The organism is Thiothrix subterranea, from assembly GCF_016772315.1.
Taxonomy (GTDB): domain Bacteria; phylum Pseudomonadota; class Gammaproteobacteria; order Thiotrichales; family Thiotrichaceae; genus Thiothrix; species Thiothrix subterranea.
On the sequence record NZ_CP053482.1, the window covers coordinates 3,788,433 to 3,814,102 of the forward strand.

26 protein-coding genes and 4 pseudogenes are annotated in these 25,670 nt (G+C 50.7%); 19 read left to right on the forward strand and 11 right to left on the reverse strand.

Features of this window, described 5'->3' with window-relative positions:
• Positions 1-5: 5 nt before the first annotated feature.
• From HMY34_RS18685 to HMY34_RS18695, 3 genes are all read left to right on the forward strand, one after another.
• Complete coding sequence (locus HMY34_RS18685; protein ID WP_228287918.1) at positions 6-1,757, forward strand: VWA domain-containing protein; 1,752 nt, start codon at positions 6-8, stop codon at positions 1,755-1,757.
• Positions 1,751-3,484 carry a BatD family protein gene (locus HMY34_RS18690; RefSeq protein WP_202716922.1) on the forward strand — a complete coding sequence of 578 codons (1,734 nt, stop codon included), beginning with the start codon at positions 1,751-1,753 and terminating at the stop codon, positions 3,482-3,484. The genes HMY34_RS18685 and HMY34_RS18690 overlap by 7 nt, the downstream gene beginning before the upstream one ends.
• A gap of 61 nt (positions 3,485-3,545) precedes the next feature.
• On the forward strand, positions 3,546-4,385 hold the full coding sequence (locus HMY34_RS18695; RefSeq protein WP_202716923.1) for an XAC2610-related protein: 840 nt from the start codon (positions 3,546-3,548) through the stop codon (positions 4,383-4,385).
• 7 nt (positions 4,386-4,392) lie between these two features.
• On the opposite strand, the gene rep is transcribed toward HMY34_RS18695, so the two are convergent.
• The 3 genes from rep to HMY34_RS18710 are packed head-to-tail and all read right to left on the reverse strand — an operon-like array spanning position 4,393 to position 8,211.
• A complete protein-coding gene (gene rep / locus HMY34_RS18700; protein ID WP_202716924.1) occupies positions 4,393-6,390 on the reverse strand; it encodes a DNA helicase Rep in 1,998 nt (665 codons plus the stop codon).
• Position 6,391: 1 nt separating this feature from the next.
• Entirely contained in the window at positions 6,392-7,078 is a 687-nt protein-coding gene (locus HMY34_RS18705; RefSeq protein ID WP_202716925.1) for a DUF3226 domain-containing protein, read from the reverse strand.
• On the reverse strand, positions 7,078-8,211 hold the full coding sequence (locus tag HMY34_RS18710) for an AAA family ATPase (RefSeq protein WP_202716926.1): 1,134 nt from the start codon (positions 8,209-8,211) through the stop codon (positions 7,078-7,080). Before HMY34_RS18710 ends, HMY34_RS18705 begins: the two co-directional genes overlap by 1 nt.
• Positions 8,212-8,294: 83 nt before the next feature.
• On the opposite strand from HMY34_RS18710, the gene HMY34_RS18715 reads away from it, so the two are divergent.
• The 15 genes and pseudogenes from HMY34_RS18715 to HMY34_RS20420 all read left to right on the forward strand — a co-directional run.
• Complete coding sequence (locus tag HMY34_RS18715; RefSeq protein WP_228287919.1) at positions 8,295-8,639, forward strand: thioredoxin family protein; 345 nt, start codon at positions 8,295-8,297, stop codon at positions 8,637-8,639.
• A complete protein-coding gene (gene ampD / locus HMY34_RS18720) occupies positions 8,636-9,199 on the forward strand; it encodes a 1,6-anhydro-N-acetylmuramyl-L-alanine amidase AmpD (RefSeq protein WP_202716928.1) in 564 nt (187 codons plus the stop codon). The genes HMY34_RS18715 and ampD overlap by 4 nt, the downstream gene beginning before the upstream one ends.
• Before the next feature lie 153 nt (positions 9,200-9,352).
• A complete protein-coding gene (locus HMY34_RS18725; RefSeq protein ID WP_202716929.1) occupies positions 9,353-9,955 on the forward strand; it encodes an META domain-containing protein in 603 nt (200 codons plus the stop codon).
• A 91-nt stretch (positions 9,956-10,046) separates the two neighbouring features.
• A complete protein-coding gene (gene glyA / locus HMY34_RS18730) occupies positions 10,047-11,324 on the forward strand; it encodes a serine hydroxymethyltransferase (protein ID WP_202716930.1) in 1,278 nt (425 codons plus the stop codon).
• 6 nt (positions 11,325-11,330) lie between these two features.
• Complete coding sequence (gene nrdR / locus HMY34_RS18735) at positions 11,331-11,840, forward strand: transcriptional regulator NrdR (protein ID WP_202716931.1); 510 nt, start codon at positions 11,331-11,333, stop codon at positions 11,838-11,840.
• Positions 11,837-12,958: a bifunctional diaminohydroxyphosphoribosylaminopyrimidine deaminase/5-amino-6-(5-phosphoribosylamino)uracil reductase RibD gene (gene ribD / locus HMY34_RS18740; RefSeq protein WP_228287920.1), complete on the forward strand. Its 1,122-nt coding sequence runs from the start codon at positions 11,837-11,839 to the stop codon at positions 12,956-12,958. The genes nrdR and ribD overlap by 4 nt, the downstream gene beginning before the upstream one ends.
• On the forward strand, positions 12,958-13,623 hold the full coding sequence (locus tag HMY34_RS18745) for a riboflavin synthase (RefSeq protein WP_202716932.1): 666 nt from the start codon (positions 12,958-12,960) through the stop codon (positions 13,621-13,623). Before ribD ends, HMY34_RS18745 begins: the two co-directional genes overlap by 1 nt.
• Positions 13,624-13,629: 6 nt before the next feature.
• Positions 13,630-14,736, forward strand: coding sequence for a bifunctional 3,4-dihydroxy-2-butanone-4-phosphate synthase/GTP cyclohydrolase II (ribBA, locus tag HMY34_RS18750; RefSeq protein ID WP_202716933.1), 1,107 nt, complete (start codon positions 13,630-13,632; stop codon positions 14,734-14,736).
• Between the two features lie 74 nt (positions 14,737-14,810).
• Positions 14,811-15,287, forward strand: coding sequence for a 6,7-dimethyl-8-ribityllumazine synthase (gene ribH, locus HMY34_RS18755; RefSeq protein WP_202716934.1), 477 nt, complete (start codon positions 14,811-14,813; stop codon positions 15,285-15,287).
• Positions 15,288-15,293: 6 nt separating this feature from the next.
• Entirely contained in the window at positions 15,294-15,770 is a 477-nt protein-coding gene (nusB, locus tag HMY34_RS18760; RefSeq protein WP_202716935.1) for a transcription antitermination factor NusB, read from the forward strand.
• Positions 15,771-15,879: 109 nt separating this feature from the next.
• A complete protein-coding gene (locus tag HMY34_RS18765) occupies positions 15,880-16,041 on the forward strand; it encodes a hypothetical protein (RefSeq protein WP_202716936.1) in 162 nt (53 codons plus the stop codon).
• Between the two features lie 54 nt (positions 16,042-16,095).
• Complete coding sequence (locus HMY34_RS18770) at positions 16,096-16,539, forward strand: LEA/WHy family protein (RefSeq protein ID WP_202716937.1); 444 nt, start codon at positions 16,096-16,098, stop codon at positions 16,537-16,539.
• Positions 16,536-16,886, forward strand: a pseudogene (locus HMY34_RS20415) (dCTP deaminase); the annotation flags it as partial. The gene HMY34_RS18770 and the pseudogene HMY34_RS20415, both read left to right, overlap by 4 nt.
• Positions 16,860-18,011 (forward strand): annotated as a pseudogene (locus HMY34_RS18775) (Hint domain-containing protein); the annotation flags it as partial. The pseudogenes HMY34_RS20415 and HMY34_RS18775, both read left to right, overlap by 27 nt.
• Before the next feature lie 6 nt (positions 18,012-18,017).
• A pseudogene (locus HMY34_RS20420) lies at positions 18,018-18,236 on the forward strand (dCTP deaminase); the annotation flags it as partial.
• A 73-nt stretch (positions 18,237-18,309) separates the two neighbouring features.
• Here the strand turns inward: HMY34_RS20420 and HMY34_RS18780 are convergent.
• Positions 18,310-18,504 (reverse strand): hypothetical protein, encoded by a 195-nt coding sequence (locus HMY34_RS18780; RefSeq protein ID WP_202716939.1) that lies wholly within the window; start codon positions 18,502-18,504, stop codon positions 18,310-18,312.
• Positions 18,505-18,845: 341 nt separating this feature from the next.
• Here HMY34_RS18780 and dcd point away from each other — a divergent pair.
• Positions 18,846-18,983: pseudogene (dcd, locus tag HMY34_RS18785) on the forward strand (dCTP deaminase); the annotation flags it as partial.
• Positions 18,984-18,998: 15 nt separating this feature from the next.
• Here dcd and HMY34_RS18790 read toward each other — a convergent pair.
• The 7 genes from HMY34_RS18790 to hflK form a co-directional block, all read right to left on the reverse strand.
• Positions 18,999-19,817, reverse strand: coding sequence for a DUF2189 domain-containing protein (locus HMY34_RS18790; protein ID WP_202716940.1), 819 nt, complete (start codon positions 19,815-19,817; stop codon positions 18,999-19,001).
• 61 nt (positions 19,818-19,878) lie between these two features.
• On the reverse strand, positions 19,879-20,685 hold the full coding sequence (locus HMY34_RS18795) for a tRNA threonylcarbamoyladenosine dehydratase (protein WP_228287921.1): 807 nt from the start codon (positions 20,683-20,685) through the stop codon (positions 19,879-19,881).
• Positions 20,682-21,977 carry an adenylosuccinate synthase gene (locus tag HMY34_RS18800; protein WP_202716941.1) on the reverse strand — a complete coding sequence of 432 codons (1,296 nt, stop codon included), beginning with the start codon at positions 21,975-21,977 and terminating at the stop codon, positions 20,682-20,684. The genes HMY34_RS18795 and HMY34_RS18800 overlap by 4 nt, the downstream gene beginning before the upstream one ends.
• Positions 21,978-22,025: 48 nt before the next feature.
• A complete protein-coding gene (locus HMY34_RS18805) occupies positions 22,026-23,213 on the reverse strand; it encodes an ATP phosphoribosyltransferase regulatory subunit (protein ID WP_202716942.1) in 1,188 nt (395 codons plus the stop codon).
• A 9-nt stretch (positions 23,214-23,222) separates the two neighbouring features.
• Complete coding sequence (locus HMY34_RS18810) at positions 23,223-23,417, reverse strand: DUF2065 domain-containing protein (protein ID WP_202716943.1); 195 nt, start codon at positions 23,415-23,417, stop codon at positions 23,223-23,225.
• A 3-nt stretch (positions 23,418-23,420) separates the two neighbouring features.
• The gene (gene hflC / locus HMY34_RS18815; RefSeq protein ID WP_202716944.1) at positions 23,421-24,293 is read right to left on the reverse strand and encodes a protease modulator HflC; all 873 of its coding nucleotides are present in this window, start codon (positions 24,291-24,293) and stop codon (positions 23,421-23,423) included.
• Positions 24,293-25,492 carry an FtsH protease activity modulator HflK gene (gene hflK, locus HMY34_RS18820; protein WP_202716945.1) on the reverse strand — a complete coding sequence of 400 codons (1,200 nt, stop codon included), beginning with the start codon at positions 25,490-25,492 and terminating at the stop codon, positions 24,293-24,295. Before hflK ends, hflC begins: the two co-directional genes overlap by 1 nt.
• Between the last annotated feature and the right edge of the window lie 178 nt (positions 25,493-25,670).

Below are 25,670 nucleotides of genomic sequence, written 5' to 3' on the forward strand. Positions count from 1 at the left end.
GCTTTATGTTGAATAATCTGCATTTTCTCCACCCGGAATGGCTGTGGTTATTGCTGGTGCTGCCGCTGGTGTTGGGCATAAAATGGTTTCAGGCGCGTCAGCAAGGTGGCTGGGAGCGCATTGTCGATAAACAATTAATGCCATTTGTGTTGAGTGGCACGGCGGGCAATTGGGGATGGTTGCCCTTGGCTTGGTTGTCACTGGCGTTGCTGGTGGCGATTGTGGCAATGGCAGGCCCCGCGTGGGAGAAGCGCGAAGTGCCGGTATTTCGTGATCAGCAAGCGCTAGTGGTGGCGATGGATTTTTCTGTCTCGATGTACGCGGATGATGAAAAACCCAACCGCATTACCTTGGCGCGTTTCAAATTGCTCGACATTCTCAATGCGCGTCAGGATGCGCAAAACGGGTTGGTGGTGTTTGCCGGTGATGCGTTTGTGGTCACGCCATTGACCGATGACGTTGCCACGATTCAGGAGCAGGTGAAAAACCTTGCGCCCGACATTATGCCAGCGCCCGGCAGTTTATTGACTCCGGCGATTGAACGCTCGATTGAATTGTTGCAACAAGCGGGGATGAAAACCGGCAGTATTTTGCTGATGACGGATGGCGTGGCGGATACAGAATCTGCCGTTGCCGCAGCGGATAAGGCTTGGGGCATGGGTTACAACGTGTCCGTATTGTCATTGGGATCGGCGGATGGTGCGGCAATACCTCGCCCTAGAGGGGGCTTTTTGCTGGATAGCGCGGGTAAAACCGTGATTGCGACCGTGAATCTGGATGATTTGGCGCGTATTGCTAAAGCCGGTGGTGGGATTTTCATGCAAGCGGCTTTGGGTGATGCCGATGTCAATGCCTTAAGTCAGCAATGGCAGTCGCTTAGCCAACAGCAATTAAGCAAAAGCCAAGGCCGCCAAACCGATGCGTGGGTAAATGAAGGCTATTGGCTGGTGTTGTTGCTCTTGCCACTGGCGGCATTGACGTTTAGACGCGGCTGGTTAGGGGCGGTATTGGTGTGCATTCTGTTGCCACAACCGCAAACCGCGACGGCATTCAGTTGGGATGATCTATGGTTAACGCCTGATCAACAAGCACAAGAAGCGCTGGATAGTGGGCAACCTGCCCGTGCTTCAGAACTTTTCCATAACCCTGAGTGGAAAGGCGCTTCGGCGTATAAAAACAAGGATTATCAAACTGCTGCACAACAGTATGCCGCGCAACAAAGCATTACCGGGCAGTATAATTATGGCAATGCGCAAGCGAAAGCGGGCAAATTTAAGGAGGCAATTATTGCCTATAAGCGGGTATTGGAAGCCGACCCTAACCATGAGGATGCGCGTCATAACCTGAAAATAGTGGAAGAGGCGCTTCAGCAACAGCAACAGCAGGAAGAGCAGAACCAAAAAAATTCTCAGAAAAATCAGCCGCAACAACAACCACAAGACCAGCAAGGTGCAGATCAGCAGCAAGCGCAAGGAGCGCAAGGCCAAGACTCGCAAACGCCGCAACCCAATAACTCACCGGATCAACAGCAGCAAGCGCAAGAAGAAAATGCGGCCGAACATGCTGAACAGGAAGCCGAGCAAGCCAAACAAGGCGAGCAAGAAACCGAAGCTAATGACCCGCAACAGCGCGAACAAGAACAAGCCACTGAGCAATGGTTGCGGCGTATTCCTGATGACCCATCGGGTCTGTGGCGGCGCAAGTTTCAGTACCAATACCAACAACGTGGTGCGCAGGCAAGGGGTGATGAATGGTGAGATTACTCTTGATAGCATGGCTGTGGCTGTTGCCATTTGGAGCGCAAGCCGCCGCGATTATGGCACAACTTGACCGCAATCCAGTGGCGGTAGGCGACCCGGTGGTACTCACTTTTACGGCGGATAGAATAGTAGCGGGCGACCCGGATTTTTCGCCGTTAGAGCAAGATTTTGAGATACGCGGGCGTTCGCAAAGCAACAGTTTCAGCATGGTGAACGGTGTCAGCAGCATCACCACCACGTGGGAATTGCGCTTATACCCGCGTCGCACCGGCACTGTGCCTGTTCCCCCCATTGCTTTTGGGGCGGATCAAAGTCAGGCGCTGGATTTGCAAGTCATGGATCAGCCACCGCCACAGGCGAATACGGGGAACTCGTCCGATATTCTCATTGAACTCACCGCTGAACCGCAGCAGCCGTATGTGCAGCAGCAAACCGTGATTACCCAACGCATGTTGCACATCACGCCCTTGCAGCCGCAGGCCAGCCTCAGCCATCCCGAAGTGGAGGCGGGCAAAGGCAATATCCAGCAATTGGGTAAAACGCGCAATACGACCTTGATGCGCAACGGGCGCAATTACCAAGTGATTGAACGCCGTTACGCGCTTACCCCGCAGCAAAGCGGTACGCTGACTTTGGGGCGCACTACCTTTGACGGTATTATTGATGATAAAAATAACTACGAATTTGACCCATTTGGCATGAGTGGCAAGCGCATTCGGCGTTTTTCCGAACCCTTGACGTTGCAGGTTCAAGGTCAACCCGCCAGCTATACCGGCAAGCAATGGCTGCCTGCCAACAGCCTTACTCTGAATGCGCATTGGCAGACACCCGCTGACAAATTGAAAGCGGGTGAACCCGTTACGTTGACTTTGGCGATTGTGGCGGATGGTTTAGCCGCAGAACAATTGCCCAAACTCGACATTCAAGCACCTGCGGGCATCAAGGCATACACCGATCAACCCGAATTACGCAACGACCCCGGTAGCAACGGTGTCGTGGGCGTGCGTCAGGAAAAGTGGGTAGTGGTTGCTCCTTACAACGGTGAATATACCTTCCCCGGCTTGAGCATTGATTGGTGGAATACCACAACAGGTAAACAGGAAACCACCACACTTGATCCGGTGAAACTGGTGGTAACAGGCGGGCAAGCCGCCCCTGCTGCTGCGAATACGACCACCGCAACAGAACTTAAGCAGGCAGATCCAGCAACACCACCGCCCGCCACAACCCCTGATACGCCAGAAGCTGCTGGCTGGTTTGCTTGGTTTTCGTGGGACTGGTATGCCACTGCATTATTGATCATTTGGGGCGCATTATCCGTGGGTTGGTTGCTGTGGCATTTCTGGAAAAAAGCCCAAATAACGCCTAAACAATCAGCCAAAACAGCCTATGCACCCGCATCAGTACGTCCTCCCGACGCTAAAACTGTGTGGCAACGGCTGGAACAAGCGTGTAAGCAAAACCAACCGCAAGCCGCTCACGATGCCTTGCTGCAATGGATGGAAGTCGGCTTACATTTACGCCCTGCGTTGCTGGCAAATTTGCGCGAACAAGCCCCTCCAGCTTTGCAAGCCGAAATTGATGCGCTCAATGCGGTGCTCTATGGTCGCAGCAGCGGTGGCTGGCGCGGCGCAAGTTTGTGGCAAGCACTGCAAGGATTTAAGCTATCCAACGGGCAGACAGCGGTGAAAACCTCGGAACTGGCTTCACTTTACCCAGACTAATCCGAACGAAATCGGGTATAAGGGTCTAACGTGTAGGTGTTTAAATCAGCGAGGTAAAATCATGCACATGCCCATTCCAGCCGGGTTGTTTTTATTGGGCGCAAGCCTGTGTTCCTTGAATGCAGCGGCATTCACCGAACCCCAAGGTCATGCCAAATTACCCATCACATTTTCCCCCGAAACCAAGGTGAACGTGGTGGTAGAGCATCAAGGCAATACCATTATTGCCAAACTTCCCAAGGGCAAAACGCAACAATTGGGGGAAATGCCTGACGTTCCCGAAGGTAGCCAAAGCATTGACGGTTTGTTGCTGCAAGCCGATTTCAATTTTGACGGCTACGGTGATGTGGCAGTGCTAGAAGGCGTGGGTTATGGCGGCGTTAATCTGTTCTACCGCTTGCACTTGTGGAATAAAGCGCAGGGTAAATTTCAAGAATACAAAGAGCCAATCAGCAACCCGACGTTGACCCCAGAAACCAAAACACTGAGCACAGCGCAACGCTCAGGGCCACGTTGGTACAGCACCGATTACCGTTTCAATAAAGGCAAACCCTATGTGTGGTCGGAGGGTTCAATGGTTGGCACGGATGGCGATTTGTATTTCGTCAAAATCTACGATGCGGCAGGAAAAATGCTGACGAAAGTCATCGCTGATACACAAGATTCCTCCGATGTGACGGCAAAAACGCCTGCTGCTACCCGCAAAATAACCGTCGACAAAGCGGCTTTGCACGATAAGCCGGATGCCAAAACGAAAACCAAAATGTACTTGATCAAGGACGACAAAGTGACGCTCTTGGATCATCGCGAGGGTGATGACGGCGTGGAGTGGTTTTTAGTACGTTTTGATGGCAAAAAACGGGTGGAAAAATGGATGGAATGGAGCGCTTTGTCTCAATAATTTTCACTTAATCACCTAGCAAAGCCTGCAAGTTAGAAATATACGCTCGCGCCGTTTCCTGGCGTTCTTCCGGCGACACGATTTTTTTGTCTTCCCATTCGAGATGTTCGGGGGGAAGTTCGTCGAGGAAGCGGCTGGGTTCAACGGTGGCGGTATCGCCATAGCGTGAGCGCACTTTGGCGTAGCTGATGGTGAGGTTTTTCTGGGCGCGGGTAATGCCCACGTAGGCGAGGCGGCGTTCTTCTTGGATGCTGTGTTCGTCGAGGCTGTTGGCGTGTGGGAGCAGTTCTTCTTCCACGCCGACCAAAAACACGTTGGGAAATTCCAGTCCTTTGGCTGCGTGTAAGGTCATTAGGGAAACCGCATCTTGTTCTTTTTCTTCACTATTACGTTCCAGCATATCGACCAAACTCATGTGCGCAATAATATCGCTGAGTGTTTCTTTGCCAGCGCCGTCGTCGTGAAGTTTGCGTACCCATTCGACAATTTCCCAGACATTTTTCATGCGGGATTCGGCTTGTTTGGGGGTGTTGCAGGTATTTTTGAGCCAGTCTTCGTAGCCAGTGTCGTTGATGACTTTTTTGACAATTTGTGTGGGGTCTGCGTTTTCAGCGGCACGAATCATTTCGTGTAGCCAGAAGCCGAAGGTTTCCACCCGTTGTTGGGCTTTGGCGGAAATGCGCTGGGCAAAGCCGAGTTCTTGAGCGGCGGTGAACAGGCTGGCGTGACGTTCGTGCGCGTATTCGCCGAGTTTTTCCAGTGTGGAAGTGCCAATTTCGCGCTTGGGGGTGTTGATAATGCGTAGGAAAGCGGCATCGTCGTCGGGATTGGCGATGAGGCGCAGGTAGCCGAGAATGTCTTTGACTTCAGCGCGGGAGAAAAACGAGGTGCCTCCGCTGATTTTGTAGGGAATATTGTTCTCGCGCAGCACTTTTTCAAACAAACGGCTTTGGTGGTTGCCACGGTACAAAATGGCAAAATCTTTGAAATCGGCGCGGTCACGGAAGCGGGCTTTGAGGATTTCCCCGATGACTTTTTCGGCTTCGTGTTCGGGCGTGCGGGCGGGCATAATGCGGATTGGGTCGCCTTCGCCGAGGGTACTCCACAGATTTTTTTCAAATAAATGCGGGTTGTTGCCGATAAGTTTGTTGGCACTTTGCAAAATACGGCTGGTGGAACGGTAGTTTTGTTCCAGCTTGATCACCTTGAGCATTGGGTAATCGGTTTGCAATTGCGCAATGTTTTCGGGGCGTGCGCCGCGCCAAGCGTAGATGGATTGGTCGTCATCCCCTACGGCGGTGAGTGCGCCGCGAATGCCTGCTAATAGGCGAATCAGGCGGTATTGGCAGGCGTTGGTGTCTTGGTATTCGTCGACCAACAGGTAGCGTAATTTGTGTTGCCAGTGTTGCAGGGCATCGGGGTGTCGCTCGAAAAGTTGCACGGGTAAGACGATGAGGTCGTCGAAATCGACAGCGTTGTAGGCTTTGATCTGGCGCTGGTATTTTTCGTATAAAATCGCGGCGAGTTTTTCATCGGTTGTATTTGCCAGTAAAGCGGCTTGTTCGACCGAGATGAAGTCGTTTTTCCAACGCGAAATAATCCAGCGCAGGTTGTCGGCTTCTTCCACGTCTTCTTTTTGGGCGAGTTCTTTGAGGATGGCTTCGCTGTCTTGGGCATCGAGAATGCTGAAATTGGCTTTGTAGCCTAAGCGTTTGGCTTCGCGCTTGATAATATTTAAGCCTAGGGTGTGGAAGGTGGAAACGGTCAGCCCTTTGGCTTCTTCCTTGGTCAAGAGTTGGGTGGCGCGTTCGCGCATTTCACGGGCGGCTTTATTGGTGAAGGTGATGGCGGCGATTTGATCGGCGGAATGCACGCCTTTGCGGATCATCCAGGCAATTTTTTGGGTGATGACGCGGGTTTTGCCACTGCCAGCACCAGCGAGGACGAGGAGGGGAGAGCCGAGGTGGGTGACTGCGGCTTGTTGTTGGGAGTTTAGTCCGTTCATGTTATTGGAATACGCGGGTTAGCCAAGCGGTGAAAGGAATGATGGTGCTGGTCTTTGGGTTAGTATCGAATACTTTGGCTTGGTAGGCTTTGCCAGCGGACATGCCGGGTTTCTTTTGCCAAGAAAGTAGGGTGGAGAGGCGTGCCTTGGATAAGTGAGTTTCTTTGAAGGCTTGTAGATCGCCTAAATCTCTGATAGCCGCGTCGACTTTGTTTAGTAAAGACTGTTGTGTAGAGTTTTCTAAATTATCGAGGAGTAAATCTTCTAGCATTCCATCAGTACTATGTGTGGGCATGATCCATAAACCGATAGGTGGCCAGTCTTCTTTGTTTGTGGGGAATATTTCACCTTGATTGATGTTTGCTGTAAATGCTGGAATTTCATAACCTCTAGCAATCAAAATATCAGTAATTTGTTTGCGCCGTTTTTCAAAGCCATAACCATCATTAGACGAGTCTGCGTCGATGATGATGCCTAAATGCGTTATGTTTTCTGTTCTTATTCTGTCTAACACAAAAGGTAGTGCGCGAGTGCGTAATACATCAATACCATCGCTTTGAGTGTTGCATATATCTCTGGGCGTTTCTGGCATGATTTTAATGTCTAATTTTAAAGTGCAGATAAGACGTTGAATAAACTCCTTATCCCCTTCTCCTTCGACTAACAGAACACGATTAGATACGCTCATTAACGAACCTCCATGCCGGAAGTTGTTAGCCAGTTTAGTGTGTCTTCATCGTATACATCAGCAATGATTTTTCCATTGTCTGATTTGCTAATACTGCGTCCTAGCGAAATTAGTTTACCATTCACTTCTTTATCGGCTACGGAAACCTTACAAAATGCTTTCACAGCATCTTCACTGTGAGTCGTCGCAAATACCTGAATATCAAGCTCCTTTGCTAACTTGAACAACTTATCCCACACTTCTTCTTGAATAGAGTAATGCAAGCCATTTTCGAATTCGTCTATTAGTAGAAACCCATCTCTGGCATGAAAAGCATAAATGAAGAGTTGTAGTAGACGACTTGCTCCTTCTCCCATGCTCCGTAATGGTCTTGCTCTTTCTTCGTCAGCAAGTACGACCATTGCTAATCCATTATGCGTAAAATATATATCTTCAATTAAAGGGTTCGTTATTTTTATCATGCTAATAATAGCATCTGTTTTTCTTGTTGCTTTCAGATTATCCCATAGGGTAGACCAATTATTTTCTGGTTCGAGCGTTGAAACTACTTTATAGCAAGCATTAAGCCATGGGAGTTGTTTTGTGATTTTTTTTATGTCATTTACTACTGAGAATGGCGTAATGATATTTCTATCTGTCAAGTTATCATTTATATGACGTGATATGATGAATCCTTCAGTTATATTGACGTATGAATTTGAAAATTGCACTGCATTTGAGGATTGAATGTTCTCTATGTCATTTTTGTTCGTTGAATACTCTAAAGAAATTGTTTGACATCTCCGATTGTCGCAACCTTTGATGATTAGTTTTTCATTTGATTTTTTAATTGCATTAATGTTGAATATGTTCCTAAGTGAATCAAATATTTCTTTTTCTTTTGTGAATTCATTGTTTAAAATATAATATTGGATAGGGGGGATAGTAGTATCAATATAAGGTAGTTCATTTCTTGAACCAAGAATATAGTGCATTATCGTTGCGTTTCCTGATGCAGCGTACATATATATAGCATCCAGAAATGTACTCTTCCCACTATTATTCTTCCCCACGATGAGGTTCACCCGCCCCAGCGAGGGGATGATCAAATCTTCAAAGCAGCGGAAATTTTTGATGTGCAGGCTGTCGAGCATGGCGTGTATCCTTCATCCATAAGTCCCCAAACTATAGCAAGTTTCGTGCAGGCACGGTAACAAGTGGATGTATAATGCGCGGCATGAAAAATCTTACCCACCTGACTGATCTGAACTTTCACCATGTGTTGGCGGAAACGCCCGGCGCGGCACTGGTATTTTTTACTGCGCCCAACTGCGGCGCGTGCCGCAATCTCAAGTTGGCACTGAGCCGGTATTTGCATGAATACCCCGCTTTGCCAATGTTTGAGGTGGATGCTGTTCACAACGGTGGGCTGGTCAACGCGCTGGATATTTTTCACCTGCCTGCAATGTTTCTGTACGTTGATGGTCATTACCACTGTGAATTGCATTGTGAACCCTTGCCCGCCCGGATTCACACGGCGCTTCAAACTGCATTGGCGCGGCCTGCCGAGGATGAACCTTGAACATAGACTTAGAAACTGGCTTATTGGACAGCGCTCGCCAATGCCCATCCCCTAACCACGACGAACGCCCGCAAGGTTGCATCCCTGAATTAATTGTCTTGCACAACATTAGCCTGCCACCCTACGAATTTGGTGGGCCGTGGATTGATCACTTATTTACCAATCAACTTGACCCTACGGCGCACCCATTTTTTGCCGAAATTTGTCACTTGCGGGTAGCCAGTCATCTGTTAGTCAGGCGAAATGGCGAGCTTGTCCAGTATGTTCCCTTCCATAAACGCGCTTTTCACGCGGGTGTGTCAAACTATCAAGGAAGAAGTCAATGCAATGATTTTTCGATAGGTATTGAAATCGAAGGGTCAGACTTTGAGCCATTTACGGCGGCACAATACACGCAATTGGAAATGTTGCTGCCCGTTTTGGTTGACGCTTATCCGGGATTAAGTTTGGAACACATTACGGGGCATGAACATATCGCGCCAGGGCGTAAAACCGATCCGGGGCCATTTTTTGACTGGAGGCGCTTGAGTGATGCGTTGGGTGTGGTGTTGCCTGCCTGAATATTGCCAGTGAGGTGTTGTATAAATCCAACACTTGGGGGTAGAAAATATTCAATGTGGTGAAAACCTAGCATTCTTCCTATACTGAGGAGGTGTCACACGCATATGACGTATTGCTTGCCCCACATAACCATCACTAATTGAGGGAACCCCATGAAAACGAATTCTACACAGTCTTGTTTTTCTGTTCAGCTCTGCCGCACTTTGTTACTGCTCCCTTTGCTGTTGAGCAGTGTTGCTGTTTGCGCAGAAACGGCTACACCCCCTGAAAGTGCAGTAACGCCACTCCCGACGGGCGCTTGTCCACTTAACAGTGGTGGGCCTTCATTGCTGGATACAGAGTGGCGTTTGCTATCTGTTTATGGCAATAAAGTTCCCAGTGAGTTAGTTATCAGCATGAAGGTCGGTGAGTTAGCACTGACGGGTTCAGGCGGGTGCAATGAATACGAGGCTGATTTCAAACGGGTTGGGCATACCGGCTTTATGATCACAGAAGTTGACAAAGGGCGTGCGGGTTGTCCGATTTTACGCCCCGGTGCAGGTCAGCAAACCATTAATGTAGGGGATTGGGAAGGCGCTTATTTGCGCACTTTACAACGGGCGGGCAGTGTAGAGACGATTGGCAATACCCTGCATTTTTATAACCGCAGCGGCGAACCTTCGGTGGTTTTCGGTAAGAAGTTCGGCGGTACGGATGCCGATAGCCCCGCCGTTGAACCACCTGCTGAAGAGAAACCGGCAACGACTACCAATTAAGCCACAGCGATTAAAACAGCATAGGTTGAGGGCGAAAACAGTGGTATGCTATAACGCTTTTTTAGCTTTCAACGTGCAGGAGAAAAGCGACATGTTTTCCAGCCAGATGACAATCGCAGGTTACGATGATGAATTGTGGAGTGCCATGCAGTCCGAAGTGCGCCGTCAGGAAGAGCACATTGAGCTGATTGCATCCGAAAATTACGCCAGCCCGCGTGTAATGGAAGCACAAGGTTCGGTGCTGACCAACAAATACGCGGAAGGTTATCCTGCCAAGCGCTATTACGGCGGCTGCGAATACGTCGATATTGCCGAGCAGCTTGCGATTGAGCGTGCTAAGCAATTGTTTGGCGCGGATTATGCCAATGTGCAACCGCATTCCGGTTCACAAGCCAATGCAGCGGTTTATATGGCGCTGCTAAACCCCGGCGACACCGTGTTAGGCATGAGTCTTGCGCACGGTGGGCATTTGACGCATGGTGCAAAAGTCAACTTCTCCGGCAAGATTTACAACGCGGTTCAGTACGGCATTACCGACGAAGGCTACATTGATTATGCCGAAGTCGAGCGTTTGGCTTTGGAGCACAAGCCTAAAATGATCGTGGCGGGGTTTTCGGCGTATTCTCGTGTGATTGATTGGGGCAAATTCCGTGAAATCGCGGATAAAGTCGGCGCGTACTTGCTGGTCGATATGGCGCACGTGGCGGGTTTGGTTGCTGCTGGCGTTTATCCTAGCCCAGTGCAAATTGCTGACGTGACCACTTCTACCACGCACAAAACCCTGCGGGGGCCGCGTGGCGGCATTATTCTGGCAAAAGCTAACCCTGAGTTGGAAAAGAAATTCAACTCGCTGGTATTCCCCGGCATTCAAGGCGGCCCCTTGATGCACGTTATCGCGGCAAAAGCGGTGGCGTTCAAGGAAGCCTTAGAGCCTGAATTCACCGTTTACCAGCAGCAAGTGGCTAAAAACGCCAAAATCATGGCAGAAACCTTGATGGGGCGCGGCTACAAGATTGTATCGGGCGGCACGGACAACCATTTAATGCTGATTGATTTAATCGACAAAGGCATTACGGGTAAAGCGGCAGATGCGGCTTTGGGTGCAGCGAATATCACGGTCAACAAAAACTCGGTACCGAATGACCCGCAATCGCCGTTTGTTACTAGCGGTATCCGCATTGGTACACCTGCGATTACCACTCGTGGTTTCAAGGAAGCGGAATGTACCCAATTGGCAAACTGGATTGCGGATGTGTTAGATAACCTGGAAGATCCCGCCACCATCAGCCGTGTGAAAGGGCAAGTACTCAGCATTTGTGAGCGTTTCCCCGTCTACGGTTCCAGCACATTTGGCGACCACCCGGCGTAAGTACGGATGCGTTGTCCCTTTTGCGGTGCAGATGACACGCGGGTGGTTGACTCGCGTTTAGCCAATGACGGCGACCAAGTGCGCCGTCGGCGGCGTTGCTCGGCTTGCGATGAGCGTTTCACCACTTACGAAGTGGCGGAATTGACCATGCCGCGTGTGATTAAATCCAATGCGGCGCGTGAGCCCTTTGACGACGACAAATTGCGCGGCGGTATTATGCGGGCGTTGGAAAAGCGTCCGGTGTCGATTGACCGTATCGAGGCGGCATTAACGCATATTCGCAAACGCATTTTGATTAGCGGGGAACGCGAAGTGCCGTCATCCATGATCGGCGAACTGGTGATGGATGAATTGCGTCAATTGGATGAAGTCGCCTACATCCGTTTTGCGTCGGTGTACCGCCGCTTTGATGCCATTGAAGAGTTCCGCAGCATGATCGAACATCTGGAAAGTGACCCCACTTCCGAGCAACGTAATCGCCAAATCAATTTACTGCCGATTCCCACCAAAGCATGAATTTTAACCCTGACGACCACCGCTACATGGCACACGCGCTGCAACTGGCGCGGCGCGGCTGGTATACCACGCAGCCGAATCCGCGTGTTGGCTGTGTCATTGTGCGCAATGGGCAAATTGTCGGCGAAGGTTGGCATGAGCGTGCCGGTGAACCCCACGCCGAAATCCACGCCTTGCGCATGGCAGGCGATGCCGCGCGTGATGCCGATGTTTATGTCACACTTGAACCTTGTTCGCATTATGGGCGTACTCCGCCGTGTGCCAATGCCTTGCTGCAAGCGGGGGTAGTGCGAGTCGTTGCTGCGATGGTCGACCCGAACCCCTTGGTCGCAGGTAATGGTTTGCATTTGTTAGCGCAAGCGGGGATCAAAACCGCCTCCGGTTTGCTGGAAAACGAGGCGCGGGCTTTGAATCCCGGTTTTATTACCCGTATGGAGCGCAATCGCCCGTATGTGCGGGTGAAAATGGCGATGAGTCTGGATGGGCGTACCGCAATGGAATCCGGTGAAAGCGTGTGGATTACCGGCGCAGAGGCGCGGCGTGATGTGCAATTACTACGGGCGCAGGCTGGCGCTATTTTAACCGGCATTGGCACGGTGTTGGCGGATGATCCCTCCCTAAATGTACGCCTGACTGCGGACGAGTTAGGTATTGCGGGCAAGGTGCGTCAGCCGTTGCGGGTAGTGCTGGATTCGGCGTTACAATTCCCGCTGAATGCCAAGTTGCTCGAATTACCGGGTGAAATTCGGGTATATACGTGTAGTGATGACGTGCAAAAGATAGCGCTGTTGGAACAGGCTGGGGTGGTTGTCCGCCATTTTGCCGGTCAACAGTTGCATTTGCCGGACGTTATGACAGCTTTAGTGGCGGATGGCATTACCGAAGTTCATGTCGAAGCAGGTGCAACACTGGCAGGTGCGTTAGTGGAAGAAGGCTTGGCAGATGAGTTGGTTATCTACCTTGCGCCTCATCTGATGGGGTCTAGCGCCCGTCCTTTGTTCCATTTACCGGCGATTGCCCAAATGAGCGAACGTATCCCGCTGGAAATTCGCGATATTCGCGCAGTCGGGCAAGATTGGCGTATCATTGCCAGCCTGAAACCAGAGGTGAAAAACTGATGTTTACCGGTATTATTGAATCCATCGGCACAATCCGCGACATGCAGCCCAAAGGTGGCGATATGCGCCTAACGATTGCAACCGGCAAGTTGGATATGAACGATGTGGCACTGGGCGATAGCATTGCGGTCAATGGCGTGTGTTTGACAGCAGTGGCGTTGGATAGTGGCAGTTTTAGCGCGGATGTTTCCCGCGAAACCTTGTCCCTAACCAGTCTTGGGCATTTGGCACGCGGTTCCAAGGTCAATCTGGAAAAAGCCTTAACCTTGCAAACCCGCCTCGGTGGGCATTTGGTCAGCGGGCATGTGGACGGTTTGGGCGAGGTGATTAGCCGCCATGACGATGCGCGTTCAGTACGTTTCAGAATACGCGCTCCTGCACAGTTGGCAAAGTACATTGCCGCGAAAGGCTCGATCACGATGGATGGCACTAGCCTGACCGTTAATAAGGTCGAAGGTAGCACCTTTGAACTCAATATTGTGCCGCACACCTTGAGTGAAACCATTATCGCTGATTACCGCAGCGGCACAGCGGTTAATTTGGAAGTCGATGTCATTGCCCGCTACCTCGAACGTTTATTGTTAGGTGAAAAAGCCGCGTATTCCAGCGCCAGCGGTGGCAACATTACCGAAGCATTCCTTGCCGAACACGGCTTTATGAAGTGAGAAACCATGCAATTCAACACCACAGAAGAGATTCTTAAAGACCTCGCAGAAGGCAAAATGGTCGTTATCGTTGACGACGAAGACCGCGAAAATGAAGGCGATTTGTTAATGGTGGCGTCGCTCACCCGCCCCGAAGACATTAATTTCATGGTCAAGGAAGGACGCGGCTTGGTGTGCCTGACCTTGACCCGTGAACGTTGCAAGCAATTGAATTTGCCGCTGATGATTTCCGCGACGGATGAAGAACACCGTACCAATTTCACTGTGTCGATTGAAGCCGCTGAAGGCGTCACGACCGGCATTTCGGCTTATGATCGGGCGCACACGGTGCGTACTGCGGTGGCACCGAATGCGAAACCTACCGATATTGAACAGCCAGGGCATATTTTTCCGTTAATGGCACAGCCCGGTGGCGTATTGACCCGTGCTGGGCATACCGAGGCAGGTTGCGATTTGGCGCGTTTGGCAGGGTTTGAACCGGCGGCAACGATTGTTGAAATTCTCAACGAAGATGGCACGATGGCACGTCGCCCTGACTTGGAGATTTTCGCCGAAAAGCACGGTTTGAAAATGGGCAGTATCGAAGACCTGATTCGCTACCGCGTGCAACATGAAAAAACGGTCGAGCGCGTGTTTGAAAAAGAGGTGCAAACCGAATACGGCGCATTCCATTTAGTCGCGTATCAGGAACAAGCCAAGCATGACATTCACTTGGCACTTGTCAAAGGTGACATTGGTGCCGACGATACAGTGCTGGTACGGGTGCATTTGGAAAATGAATTGTGCGATCTATTGGCATTGGCAGAACCGGGTTGCGGCTGGCCATTGCGCGGCGTGATGCAGCGGATTGAGCGTGAAGGCAAGGGCGTGATTGTTATCTTGCGCGAACCGATTCAGACGCAAGATGTGCTGAAACGTTTGAAAGGGTTTGAATCTCAAGCAGTAGTGCAGGACAATACCCGTTCTTCACCGGCTGAATTAAAAACCTACGGTATTGGTGCGCAGATCTTGTCGGATTTGGGCGTACACCGGATGCGTGTCATGAGTGCGCCGCGCCGTTTGCATGGCATTGCCGGTTTCGGTTTAGAAATTGTGGATTATGTTCAGGATTAAGTGTCATTTTGCTCCCTGAGCGGAGTCGAAGGAATTCTTATATCGTTCTTTAATAATGAGTTTAGGATGGTTCAATGAGCTTCAATGTCATCGAAGGTGATTTTGCACCCCAAGAAGCCAAGTACGGCATCGTCGTAGCACGTTTCAACAGTTTTATCGTCGAAAGCCTGCTGGCGGGCGCGGTGGATGCGCTCAAGCGTCATGGCGGTGTGAAAGAGGAAGACATCGACGTGGTGCGTGTTCCGGGGGCGTATGAACTCCCGTTAGTGGCGCAGGCGATGGCGGCAAACGGTGATTACGATGCCATTATTGCCTTGGGTGCGGTGATTCGTGGCAGTACGCCGCATTTTGATTACGTAGCGGGCGAAGCCTCCAAAGGCTTGGCGCAAGTGGGTTTGAGCCATGAATTGCCGATTATTTTTGGCGTGTTAACCACGGATACGATTGAGCAATCCATCGAACGTGCTGGCACGAAAGCTGGCAATAAAGGCGCTGAAGCGGCGCTGTCGGCGATTGAAATGGTTTCCTTGCTGCGCAAGATTAGGAAATAAATACAAATGGCAGGACACAAACCCCTCTCGGAGTCCCAGCAATTAATCGCGCGTCGCCGTGTGGCGCGGCGTTTAGCGATGCAAGGGACTTACCAGTGGTTGATTACCGGCAACGGCTTCCACGATGTTTATTTGTATTTTCAGGAAGAAAAGGAATTAGCAGCGGATTTCCGCAAGTGTGACGCAGCGTTTTTTCACAAGCTGCTGCGTTGCGCGATTGAGGGGGGCGAAGAGCTGGAAAATCGAATTACGCCGTATCTGGATCGTAAATTAGCGCAAGTTGACCCGATTGAACACGCGGTATTGCGAGTGGCAACCTGTGAGTTACTCAATCACTTGGAAACGCCTTACAAAGTCGTGGTCAACGAATACGTGAATCTGGCGAAAAAGTACGGCGCGGAACAGGCGCATAAGTTCGTCAATGGTGTATTGGATAAAGTGGCGACGCAAATTCGTCCACTGGAGTCCGAAGCCAACCGTTAATGCAGGCTTGCTGCAAAAACCTTCCATCGGCTCTACACATTTTCTGCACATCTTGCGGTTATGCTTATCAAGGTATTTAACTAAAAGATAAGTAGGAGTGTGGCGCACTATGAGCCTGACAACAATGATTAAAGATGATAGCAAATTTCCCCTGCTGTTCCGGCAGGGGATACGTTCGCGGCGTTTGTGTACCCCGCAAGTGCAACGTGGGGAGCGGATGCAGCGTTGGCAACATCGGTTAGAGCGCTTATTTGCTCGACAGGTGTATTGAAACCGCGTTTCGTTTAGTATTCAGTATTCCAATGAATAGGACGAATGACTGTTTATGCTAAAGCGAATGTTGCCTCTTTTGTTGACGACACTGTTGTTACCAGCCTGTAGTGGCGTTCCCGGTGTGGTTGAGCAGCCCAAAATATCCATCGAAAACGTTAGCTTGCAAGAAATTTCTTTGACGCAAGGCACGGCAGTGGTGACACTCAATGTCGCAAATCCAAATGCTTTTCCGATTCCTTTGCAGAGCATCCAATACGGTTTGAGCTTGAACGGGCATCCCGTTGCCAGTGGCGATCAAAACCAAGGCATGAGCATTGGTGCACGTCAGGAAGTGCCGATCAATATCCCCGTCAAGTTGGACTTTATGCAATTGCTGCAACTCGCACCGGAAGCGATGAAGACGCGCAGCCTGCAATACGATTTGACGGGCGCGGTGAAATTGCCGTTTATTAGCGTGCCGTTCCAGCGCCAAGGTGGGGTGGGGGTGCGTCAATGAGCATCAAATCTGACCATTGGATTCGCCGCATGGCAACCGAAACAAACATGATTGAGCCGTTCGAGTCGGGGCAAGTGCGTTCCGTGAACGGGGACAGAATTGTCTCTTACGGCACGTCCAGCTACGGCTACGATGTGCGTTGCGCCAACGAATTCAAGATTTTCACCAATATCAATAGCACGATTGTTGACCCGAAGAACTTTGACGAAAAGAGCTTTGTGGATTTCAAAGGCGATGTTTGCATTATCCCGCCCAACTCGTTTGCTCTGGCGCGGACGGTGGAGTATTTCCGCATTCCACGCAGCACGTTGGTGGTGTGTTTGGGGAAATCGACGTATGCGCGTTGTTTTCGCGGTGATACCCGTGTTGCTTTAGTCGATGGCTCTTCTCCAACCTTGGAAGAAATGGCAGTACGTGCCGAGCAGGGTGAATTGTTCTGGGGTTATAGCATTGGTGCAAACGGTCGTTTGATTGTGACACAACTGGAAGCCCCGCGTTATGTGGGGCGTGATAGCCTCATTGAAGTTGGGTTAGATAATGGTAAAAGTATTTTCGCTACCCCTGACCATTTGTTTATGCTGCGTGATGGGCGTTGGATCGCGGCGGGTGAATTAACACCGGGAACGTCGTTGATGCCATTATATCGGCAGTTGGCGCGTGGTTATGAAATGGTATACCAACCGTTGAACGGGCATTTGTACCCTACGCACCGTTTGGCTGATGAGTGGAATTTACGGAATGGCTTGTATGCTGATGCGCCGAATACCCATCGCCATCATGTCGATATTGACCGTTTAAATAATAACCCTTGGAACATTGTCCGCATGGATGCCGGAGCGCATATTCGGCTGCACAATGCAGAAAATTACGGTGAGGAATTTGATCCTGACGAACACAGTGCATCCATTCGTGCCGCATTGCATGAGCGTATGCAAAATCCTGAATGGGCAGAACGTTATTCTAGCTTGCAAAGTGAACGAGCTAGCCGTTTCTGGCACGATGATGTTTACGCTGTTCAACGCGCAGAATTATTAGCAGCGCGTTGCAATCCTTCGGATGCTACTCGACAGGCTCATCGTGAGGCGATGCTTGCCCGTTATCAGGATCATGCAGAGCGAGTGAGGCAAGGTGAACGGATGAAAGCTGTTTGGGAGCAAGCTAATCCTGATAGGCATCAACGTCAAGCTGAATTGGCGCGAAATTTGCGTTTGCGCACTGAGATTACTGATGAAGTCTTGAAAGAGGCATTGCATCAAACGGGATCAATTCGAGGAGCAGCACGTTTATTAGAATGTGATCGTGCTGTATTCCGGCGTTTCCCGCATATTATTGATGCGTTCCGAGGTGTGAGCCGTGAAGGTCAGCAAAACCATAAAGTGACACATGTTCGTCCTGTTGCAGGTGATCACGATGTGTTCTGTTTGACCGTTCCTGAAGCGGGAAATTTTGCGTTGGATAATGGCGTTTTCGTCCACAACTGCGGAATAATTGTGAATGTAACGCCCTTAGAACCCGAATGGGAAGGTCACGTTACCTTGGAATTTTCCAACACAACGACGCTGCCAGCAAAAATCTACGCCAACGAAGGCGTGGCGCAGATGTTGTTCTTCGAGTCGGATGAAGTGTGTTCCACGTCCTACAAAGACCGTGGCGGCAAATACCAAGGGCAAACCGGCGTTACCCTGCCCAAAACCTAAGACTGATCAACTACTCCAAACAGTGACAAATAACTTCTGCTTTCACTGTTTGGAGTCTGTTCGGAAGTTAATTTTATTTACAATTCTTTTTGACTTGCGCGGTTTCGATAGCTTCAACTTCGCCTTTGAGTCTTGCTACATCAGCTTGAAAGTCGCCAGACAATTTGCTGACAGGAATACCAACTAGAAACACACCAGCGGCATCTACATTTGCTTTGCTATTTTGCATTTTAGAGAACTTATCCAATTCAGCGCGAGTATCTGCCATTTTGGTGGTTAGTGCGGCACAATTAAGATTGGAATATTTTTCATAGGATACGTAAGAAGCACTGATGGATTCGGGTCTAGTAGCACATGCGGACAGCGTAACGACAGCTAGAGCGAGTAGCGAGTAGCGAGTAGCGAGTAGCGAGTAGCATTATATGATTTCCCAATGTTTGTTTATAGATGAATGATCAAAAACGATGTGTTTTTATGTTCTGTTGTTTGACAGTGGGACTAGAATACTTAATTTTTAACTTGTCATCTGTGATGATTCGCACATTTATTGAGCTATTTAGGCTGAATCGCTAACTATCTCCCGCACAACTCAAATCATATGAGCTTGCACTCTCCACAAAAATCTACGCCAACGAAGGCGTGGCGCAGATGCTGTTCTTCGAGTCGGATGAGGTATGCTCCACGTCCTACAAAGACCGTGGCGGCAAGTACCAAGGGCAAACCGGCGTTACCTTGCCCAAAACCTGAGTATCAAGACCCGGATCAGGCGGCTGTATCCGGGTCTTGCTGCCATTCATCACCGATAATGGTTTCCCGATAGCCCCGCCAACTGGCATAGCCAATGATTGGCAAGGTGACGACAAAGCCCAGAAACAGTGTCAGGAAGCCCAGCAACACCGACCCCAAAATGATCAGCGCCCACAGCAACATGGCAGCCTTGTTTTTCAGGACAGCATTGACACTGCTCAACACGGCTGTAATCGCATCGACCTCCCGATCCATAATCATAGGCAGGGAAAACACGCTGGCGCAGTAAACGACCAAAGTAAACAGCAAACCTACCACAGAGCCGATGATCAGAAAGGTCATTAATTCCGAGGGATTAGGGCTTCGTGCCATCGGTAGAAAAATATTGACAATGGCGGCGGCTCGCGCCCAAACCAAAAAGATAACCAACAGTGCAAAAGCAAACACCATCTGATTGCCGAGGCGTTTCCTGCCCTGTGTCAGGCAAAACCCGATGCGTGGTTTCATGCCCCGATCCAGTTGGCAACTGACGGAATACAAACCCATTGCCAGCGCAGGGCCAAGAAATACAAAGGCTGCAAACAAAACGATGAGCATGGTGAAACTGCCCACTTGCCATGACCACAAGGCAATCAGCCAACTGGCGAGCATGAAAATCGCCCCGTATGCCATGCTCAGGAGCGGCGCTTGCTTAAAATCTTGAAAACCCTGTTTCAGCCAGCGCAGGGGGGCGGTTGGGGAGATTTGACGGCAGGGGGCAATAAACGGTCGCAAGCGGACGCTTGCTGTGGTTTCAGGCTGATGAGCGTTAGGGTTGGTTTCTTCTGTTGACATGGTGAAATCCTCCTCTGGTTTCCATTAATGAGAATACACCAGAAATGGCTGATTCGCCGATTTAGTGGGCGGCTAGTTTTCCCAACACATGGCTGACGGAAACAAAGGCAAAACTCGCCGTCACCGTTGTCACCGACCCAATTCCCCCCGCGCAACTCAAATCACACGCACTTGCGCCTTCTGCCCGTTCCGGCAAGCTCATCGCTTCCTCTGACCACACGGCAGGCACGTCAAAACGGCGTTTGGGATTGCTGCTAAAACCGTAATGCTGGCGCAATTCCTTACGCACTTTTGATAGCAACGGGTCTTGCAAGGTTTTGGTCAAATCGGTCAAGCGGATTTTGGTCGGGTCTTTTTGCCCACCCGCGCCACCTGCGGTAATTAAGCGGATTTTGTTACGGCGGCAATGCGCAATCAGTGCCGCTTTGGTGCGGGCATTGTCGATGCAATCCAACACGTAATCGAATTCGGGTTTGATGAGAGTTGCAAGGTTGTCCTTGTCGATAAAATCTTCAACGAGATGTAATTGGCAGGCAGGATTAATGTCGAGGCAACGTTCCCGCAATACGTCAATTTTGGCACGTCCAATCGTGCTGCCAAGGGCTGGCAACTGGCGATTGATGTTAGATTCAGCAACGTTATCAAGGTCGATCAGCGTCAATGTGCCAATGCCACTACGCGCCAAGGCTTCCACCGCCCACGAACCCACGCCACCCACGCCAATCACGCACACATGCGCGGCGGTGAAGCGGTTAAATGCCGCCTCACCGTAAGTGCGGATGATGCCGCCAAACCGACGACCAACATCAACTCCTTCTCCCTTCACCCCTTGCGGGGGAAGGGTTGGGGATGGGGGGGTATTCTTCACCCAGCGTAAGGATCGCGCAAAACAATCGTCTGGTCGCGGTCAGGGCCTGTCGAAATAATGTCGATAGGCGTTTCTACCGCTTCCGCCAAACGCGCCAGATACGCCTTAGCATTGGCAGGCAACGCATCATAACTGGTCACGCCAAACGTCGATTCTGTCCAACCCGGCATGTCTTCATAGACCGGTTCGCAACGCGCAAACTCATCGGTGTCAACGGGTGGCACATCAAGAATCTTGCCATCCAATTTGTAAGCAGTACACATACGTACCGTTTCCAACCCGTCCAGCACGTCCAGCTTAGTAATGCACAGCCCGCTGATCGAGTTAATGTGCATGGCACGGCGCAAAGAAACCGCATCGTACCAACCACAACGGCGCGGACGACCTGTAGTCGAACCAAACTCATTACCTTGCTTGGCAATGTAAGCACCCACGTCATCAAACAACTCAGTCGGGAATGGGCCAGAACCAACACGGGTGGTGTAGGCTTTGGTGATACCGAGGATGTAATCCAGATTGCGCGGGCCGATACCCGAACCTGTGCAAGCCCCGCCAGCGGTAGTGCTGGAAGAGGTCACAAACGGATAAGTCCCGTGGTCAATATCCAGCAACGTACCTTGCGCACCTTCCAGCATCACGTCTTTGCCCGCTTTGCGCAATTCAGCCAAACGGTTCGGAATGTCGGTAATCATCGGCTTGATGATTTCTGCCATTTGCATGGCTTCCGCCAGCACTGCTTCAGGGTCAACTGCGTCACATTTGAAGTAGTTGACCAGCATGAAATTGTGGTATTCCATGATGCCGCGCAGCTTGGTTTCAAACTGTTCTGGGTTCAGCAAATCGCCAACGCGCAACCCACGGCGGGAAATTTTGTCTTCGTAAGCCGGGCCAATGCCGCGCCCTGTCGTGCCGATGGCTTGCTTGCCACGTGCTTTTTCGCGTGCTGCATCCAGAGCCACGTGGTAAGGCAGGATCAGTTGGCAGCTTGCGGAAATTTTCAAACGGCTACGTGCGGGAACGCCACGCGCTTCCAGCATCTCGATTTCTTTGAGCAGGGCATCAGGAGCGACGACCACGCCGTTGCCAATCATGCACTCCACGCCTTCACGCAAAATGCCAGATGGCACTAAATGCAGCACGGTTTTTTCACCGTTGATGACTAACGTATGCCCAGCATTATGCCCACCTTGAAAACGTACTACGGCGGAGGCATTTTCAGTCAGCAGATCCACGATCTTGCCTTTGCCTTCATCACCCCACTGCGTGCCCAATACAACGACGAATTTTCCCATGTCAGTCTCGCTCTCTCGCTCAAATGTGCCAAAAGGTGTTAGTAAAGATTAAACAGCCACGACGTTCCAGTGACCGTCTTGCTGAATGATGTGTTGGCTGCAACCTAATGCTGCCGCGTCATGTGTTTGCCCGTCCAGCGCCCGGATAACCCGTTGCTGTTGACTGCGCAATGTCCGAATCAGTTGTTCCAGCGCCGCATCTTGTACCGCTGGGGCAAAAATACTGGCGTTGCCCGCACGTTGCTGCTGTGGCAAAGCAAACGTTGCCAAGGTGCGCAAATCGGTGCTGAAACCCGTGGCAGGGCGGGTGCGCCCAAAGGCTTCGCCGATGCCGTCGTAACGCCCGCCGCGTGCGACTTCGCGCCCCATGCCCGATGTATAAACACCGTACACAATGCCAGTATGGTAGTCGTAACCGCTCAATTCAGCCAGATCAACATGAATCTTGCAGGCGGGGAAGTGCGCCGCTACCCGTGTGGTTAGGGTGCGTAAATACGTGAGGGCATCCTGAACGTCGCTCGGTGCATTCGCAAACAATGCGGCGGCTTGATCAAGTACATCAACCGCCCCATTCAAGCGCGGCAATTGCTGCAAATAAGTGCTGATGTCAGCGGGCAAATTGGTTGTTGCCAGCCATGCATCAATTTCTGGCAGGGATTTGCGCACCAGCATGTCATAGAAATGACTTTCTTGCGCCGCATCCAACCCAGCAGCCCGCGCTAAACTGCGGAAAATGCCAACGTGACCTATGTCCAGCAGCAAGTCGGGGATTTGGCAATGTGTCAAGGTTTCCAGCAACAGGCTGATCACTTCAAAATCACTGTCCAATCCGGCATGACCAAACAGTTCTGCACCTACTTGCAAAGGGGAACGTGAACCGTCGTGGAAACTGCGAGTACGCAAGACACTGCCGATGTAACACAGGCGATTCGGCTGTTCGGTTTGCAATTTATGCGCATCAATTCTCGCAATCTGCGGGGTCATATCCGCCCGCACGCCCATCATCCGTCCGGTCAATTGATCGGTGAGTTTAAAAGTTTGCACGTCAAGGTGTGTGCCGTGACCGGTGCGCAGCGATTCCATGAATTCCACCAGTGGTGGCATGACCAAACGGTAGCCCCACGTGGCGTAAAGATCGAGTAAGCGGCGGCGCAGTTGCTCCAGCGCTTCGGCTTCGTCGGGCAGGGCTTCGCTGATGCCATCGGGAAGCGCCCAATATTGGTGAGTATTCAGCATGGTTTGTGACTAATCGGTCAAAAAGAGCAGTAGGATACCAGCAATTACACCTACCAGACCAATGGTTCGTAAGGTTTTGTCGGGCAATTCGAGTAATTGACGGTAGGTTTCACGGAGGCGGGAGGGGCTTAAGAATGGCATAAGCCCCTCCAAAATCAACAGGAGGGCGATAGCAGTGAGTAAATCGTTCCAGTTAAACGTCACTGCTTAGGGTTGCAGCGCTTGCTGTTTGAAATAGCGGAAGAACTCGGACGTCGGTTCCAGCACCATGACATCACCGTTTTTACCTATGGTGTTGCGGTAGGCGCTCAAGCTACGGTAGAACGAGTAAAACTCGGCATCTTGCTGGTAAGCCTGCGCGTAGATTTCAGCGGCTTTCGCGTCACCTTCACCACGAATTTTTTCCGCTTCCTTATAGGCTTCGGCCATGATAATGGTGGATTCACGGTTAGCATTCGCTTCGATCTTCGCGCCTTCTTCTTGACCGCGTGAGCGGAAGTCTTGGGCAACCCGTTCCCGGTCGGAGCGCATCCGATTGTAGACGGAATCGCTGACGGTATCGGGGAAGTCGATGCGGCTAACCCGCACGTCGACGATTTCTATCCCTAACTGTTTGGCAACTTCCTTGGATTTGCTTTCGACACCCTGAAGGATGCTGCCGCGTTCACCCGACAGCGCCTCTTGGATGGTGCGTCGGCTGAACTCGTTACGCAAGCCATCTTTCATAAGCTGTTCCAGACGATTTTCAGCATCAGGAATGCGTCCGCCGCCGGTTGAGCGGTAGAATGCTGAAACATCTTCAATGCGCCATTTCAGGAAAAAATCCACCGTGACATACTTTTTCTCACCCGTCAGGAATTGCTCCGGGCGCGAGGCGAGTGTTTGCACTGTTGCTGGAAATTTACTAACAGTGGTGATAAACGGCATACGGAAGTTTAATCCCGGTTTGATGTCAGCATTCACGATTTCACGGAACTTGAACAAAATCGCCTTTTCACGTTGATCCACCGTATACACCGAAGAATACAGCAGCAAAGCAAGCGCACCCGCGACGACCGCGAGTATGTTTTTAATATCCATTAGCGGCTCTCCCTTACACCAGCTTCCCGACCTGTGCGCGTAACCTCGGCATTGGTAGCCGGAACATCGGTGGGCGTTGGTGTCGCATTCGATTTGTCAGTCGCATTTTGCATGGCAGCAGCGGCAGCTTGAGCCGTATTGCCAGCCGCCGTGCTGGTTTGACCGTTCAATTGATCCAGTGGCAGGTACAACATATTATTGCTGTTGGAATCAATCACGATTTTGCGGCTACCCGCCATGACAGTTTCCATCGTTTCCAAATACAAGCGTTCGCGGGTAACTTCAGGTGCTTTGCGGTATTCCGTAACTAACTGCATGAAACGTGAAGCGTCACCTTCTGCGCGGCTGACCGTCTCCTGACGAAACGCTTCAGATTCTGCTTTTAAGCGTGCGGCTTTACCGCGTGCTTCAGGAATCACTTTGTTCGCGTAAGTTTGGGCTTCGTTTTGATAGCGGTTAGCATCTTCACGCGCTTTGTTGGCTTCGTCAAACGCTTCTTTAACTTGCGGCGGGGCTTCCGCATACGTCAAGTTGACGGTAATGATTTGCAAACCTGATTTGTAATTATCCAACACCTGTTGCATTTGGTTTTGAATATCACTGGCAATTTGCGCCCGGCCTTCTTTGAGGATGAAGTCCATGTCATTGCGTCCGATCACTTCACGCGCCACGCCACGCATGACTTGATAGAGTGTCCCTTGCGTCTGATCGGCCAAGAAATCCGGGTTGAGGATATTGAAGGCATAATCTTCAGGATTCCGCACTTTATACTGCGCTGCAACCGCGACTTCGACGATATTTTCGTCTTTGGTCAACATGGTATTGCGATCTTGTGCGCTTCGGTTTTGCTCGGTATCGACGATTTCAACGGTTTCAATGGGGTAGGGTAAGCGCCAATGCAAACCCGCGTCCGTGGTGGCTTGATAAGCACCAAACCGCAGCACTAAACCTTGTTGACGCGCATCAACCGTGTAAAAGCCTGACAATAACCAGCCGACAACAAACAATATCAATAGAAAAATGATACCTTTGCTGCTGTTTTGACTGGAGTTGTCACCATTGCCACCGGAACCGCCGAATAGCTTGCCTAATTTTTCATTCAATTTGCGAATCAGCTCTTCAGGGTCATTGCCGCCTGAGCCACGTTTTTTTCCTGACCAAGGATCTTGTTGATTCCCACCCGGTTCGTTCCAGGGCATAGTTGAAGCTCCTAAAATGTTCGACTGTTTGCTAGTGTTGAGGTTATAGAATAAATTTCAACGCAAAGCATAACAGATTAGCTTGTAGAGTTCGCAACTCACCCTGAAAAAATGGTGTTGAAATCCAGATAAAGTGCTTGCAATGTAAAGCAAGTACACCACCAATGATAATTTTTAA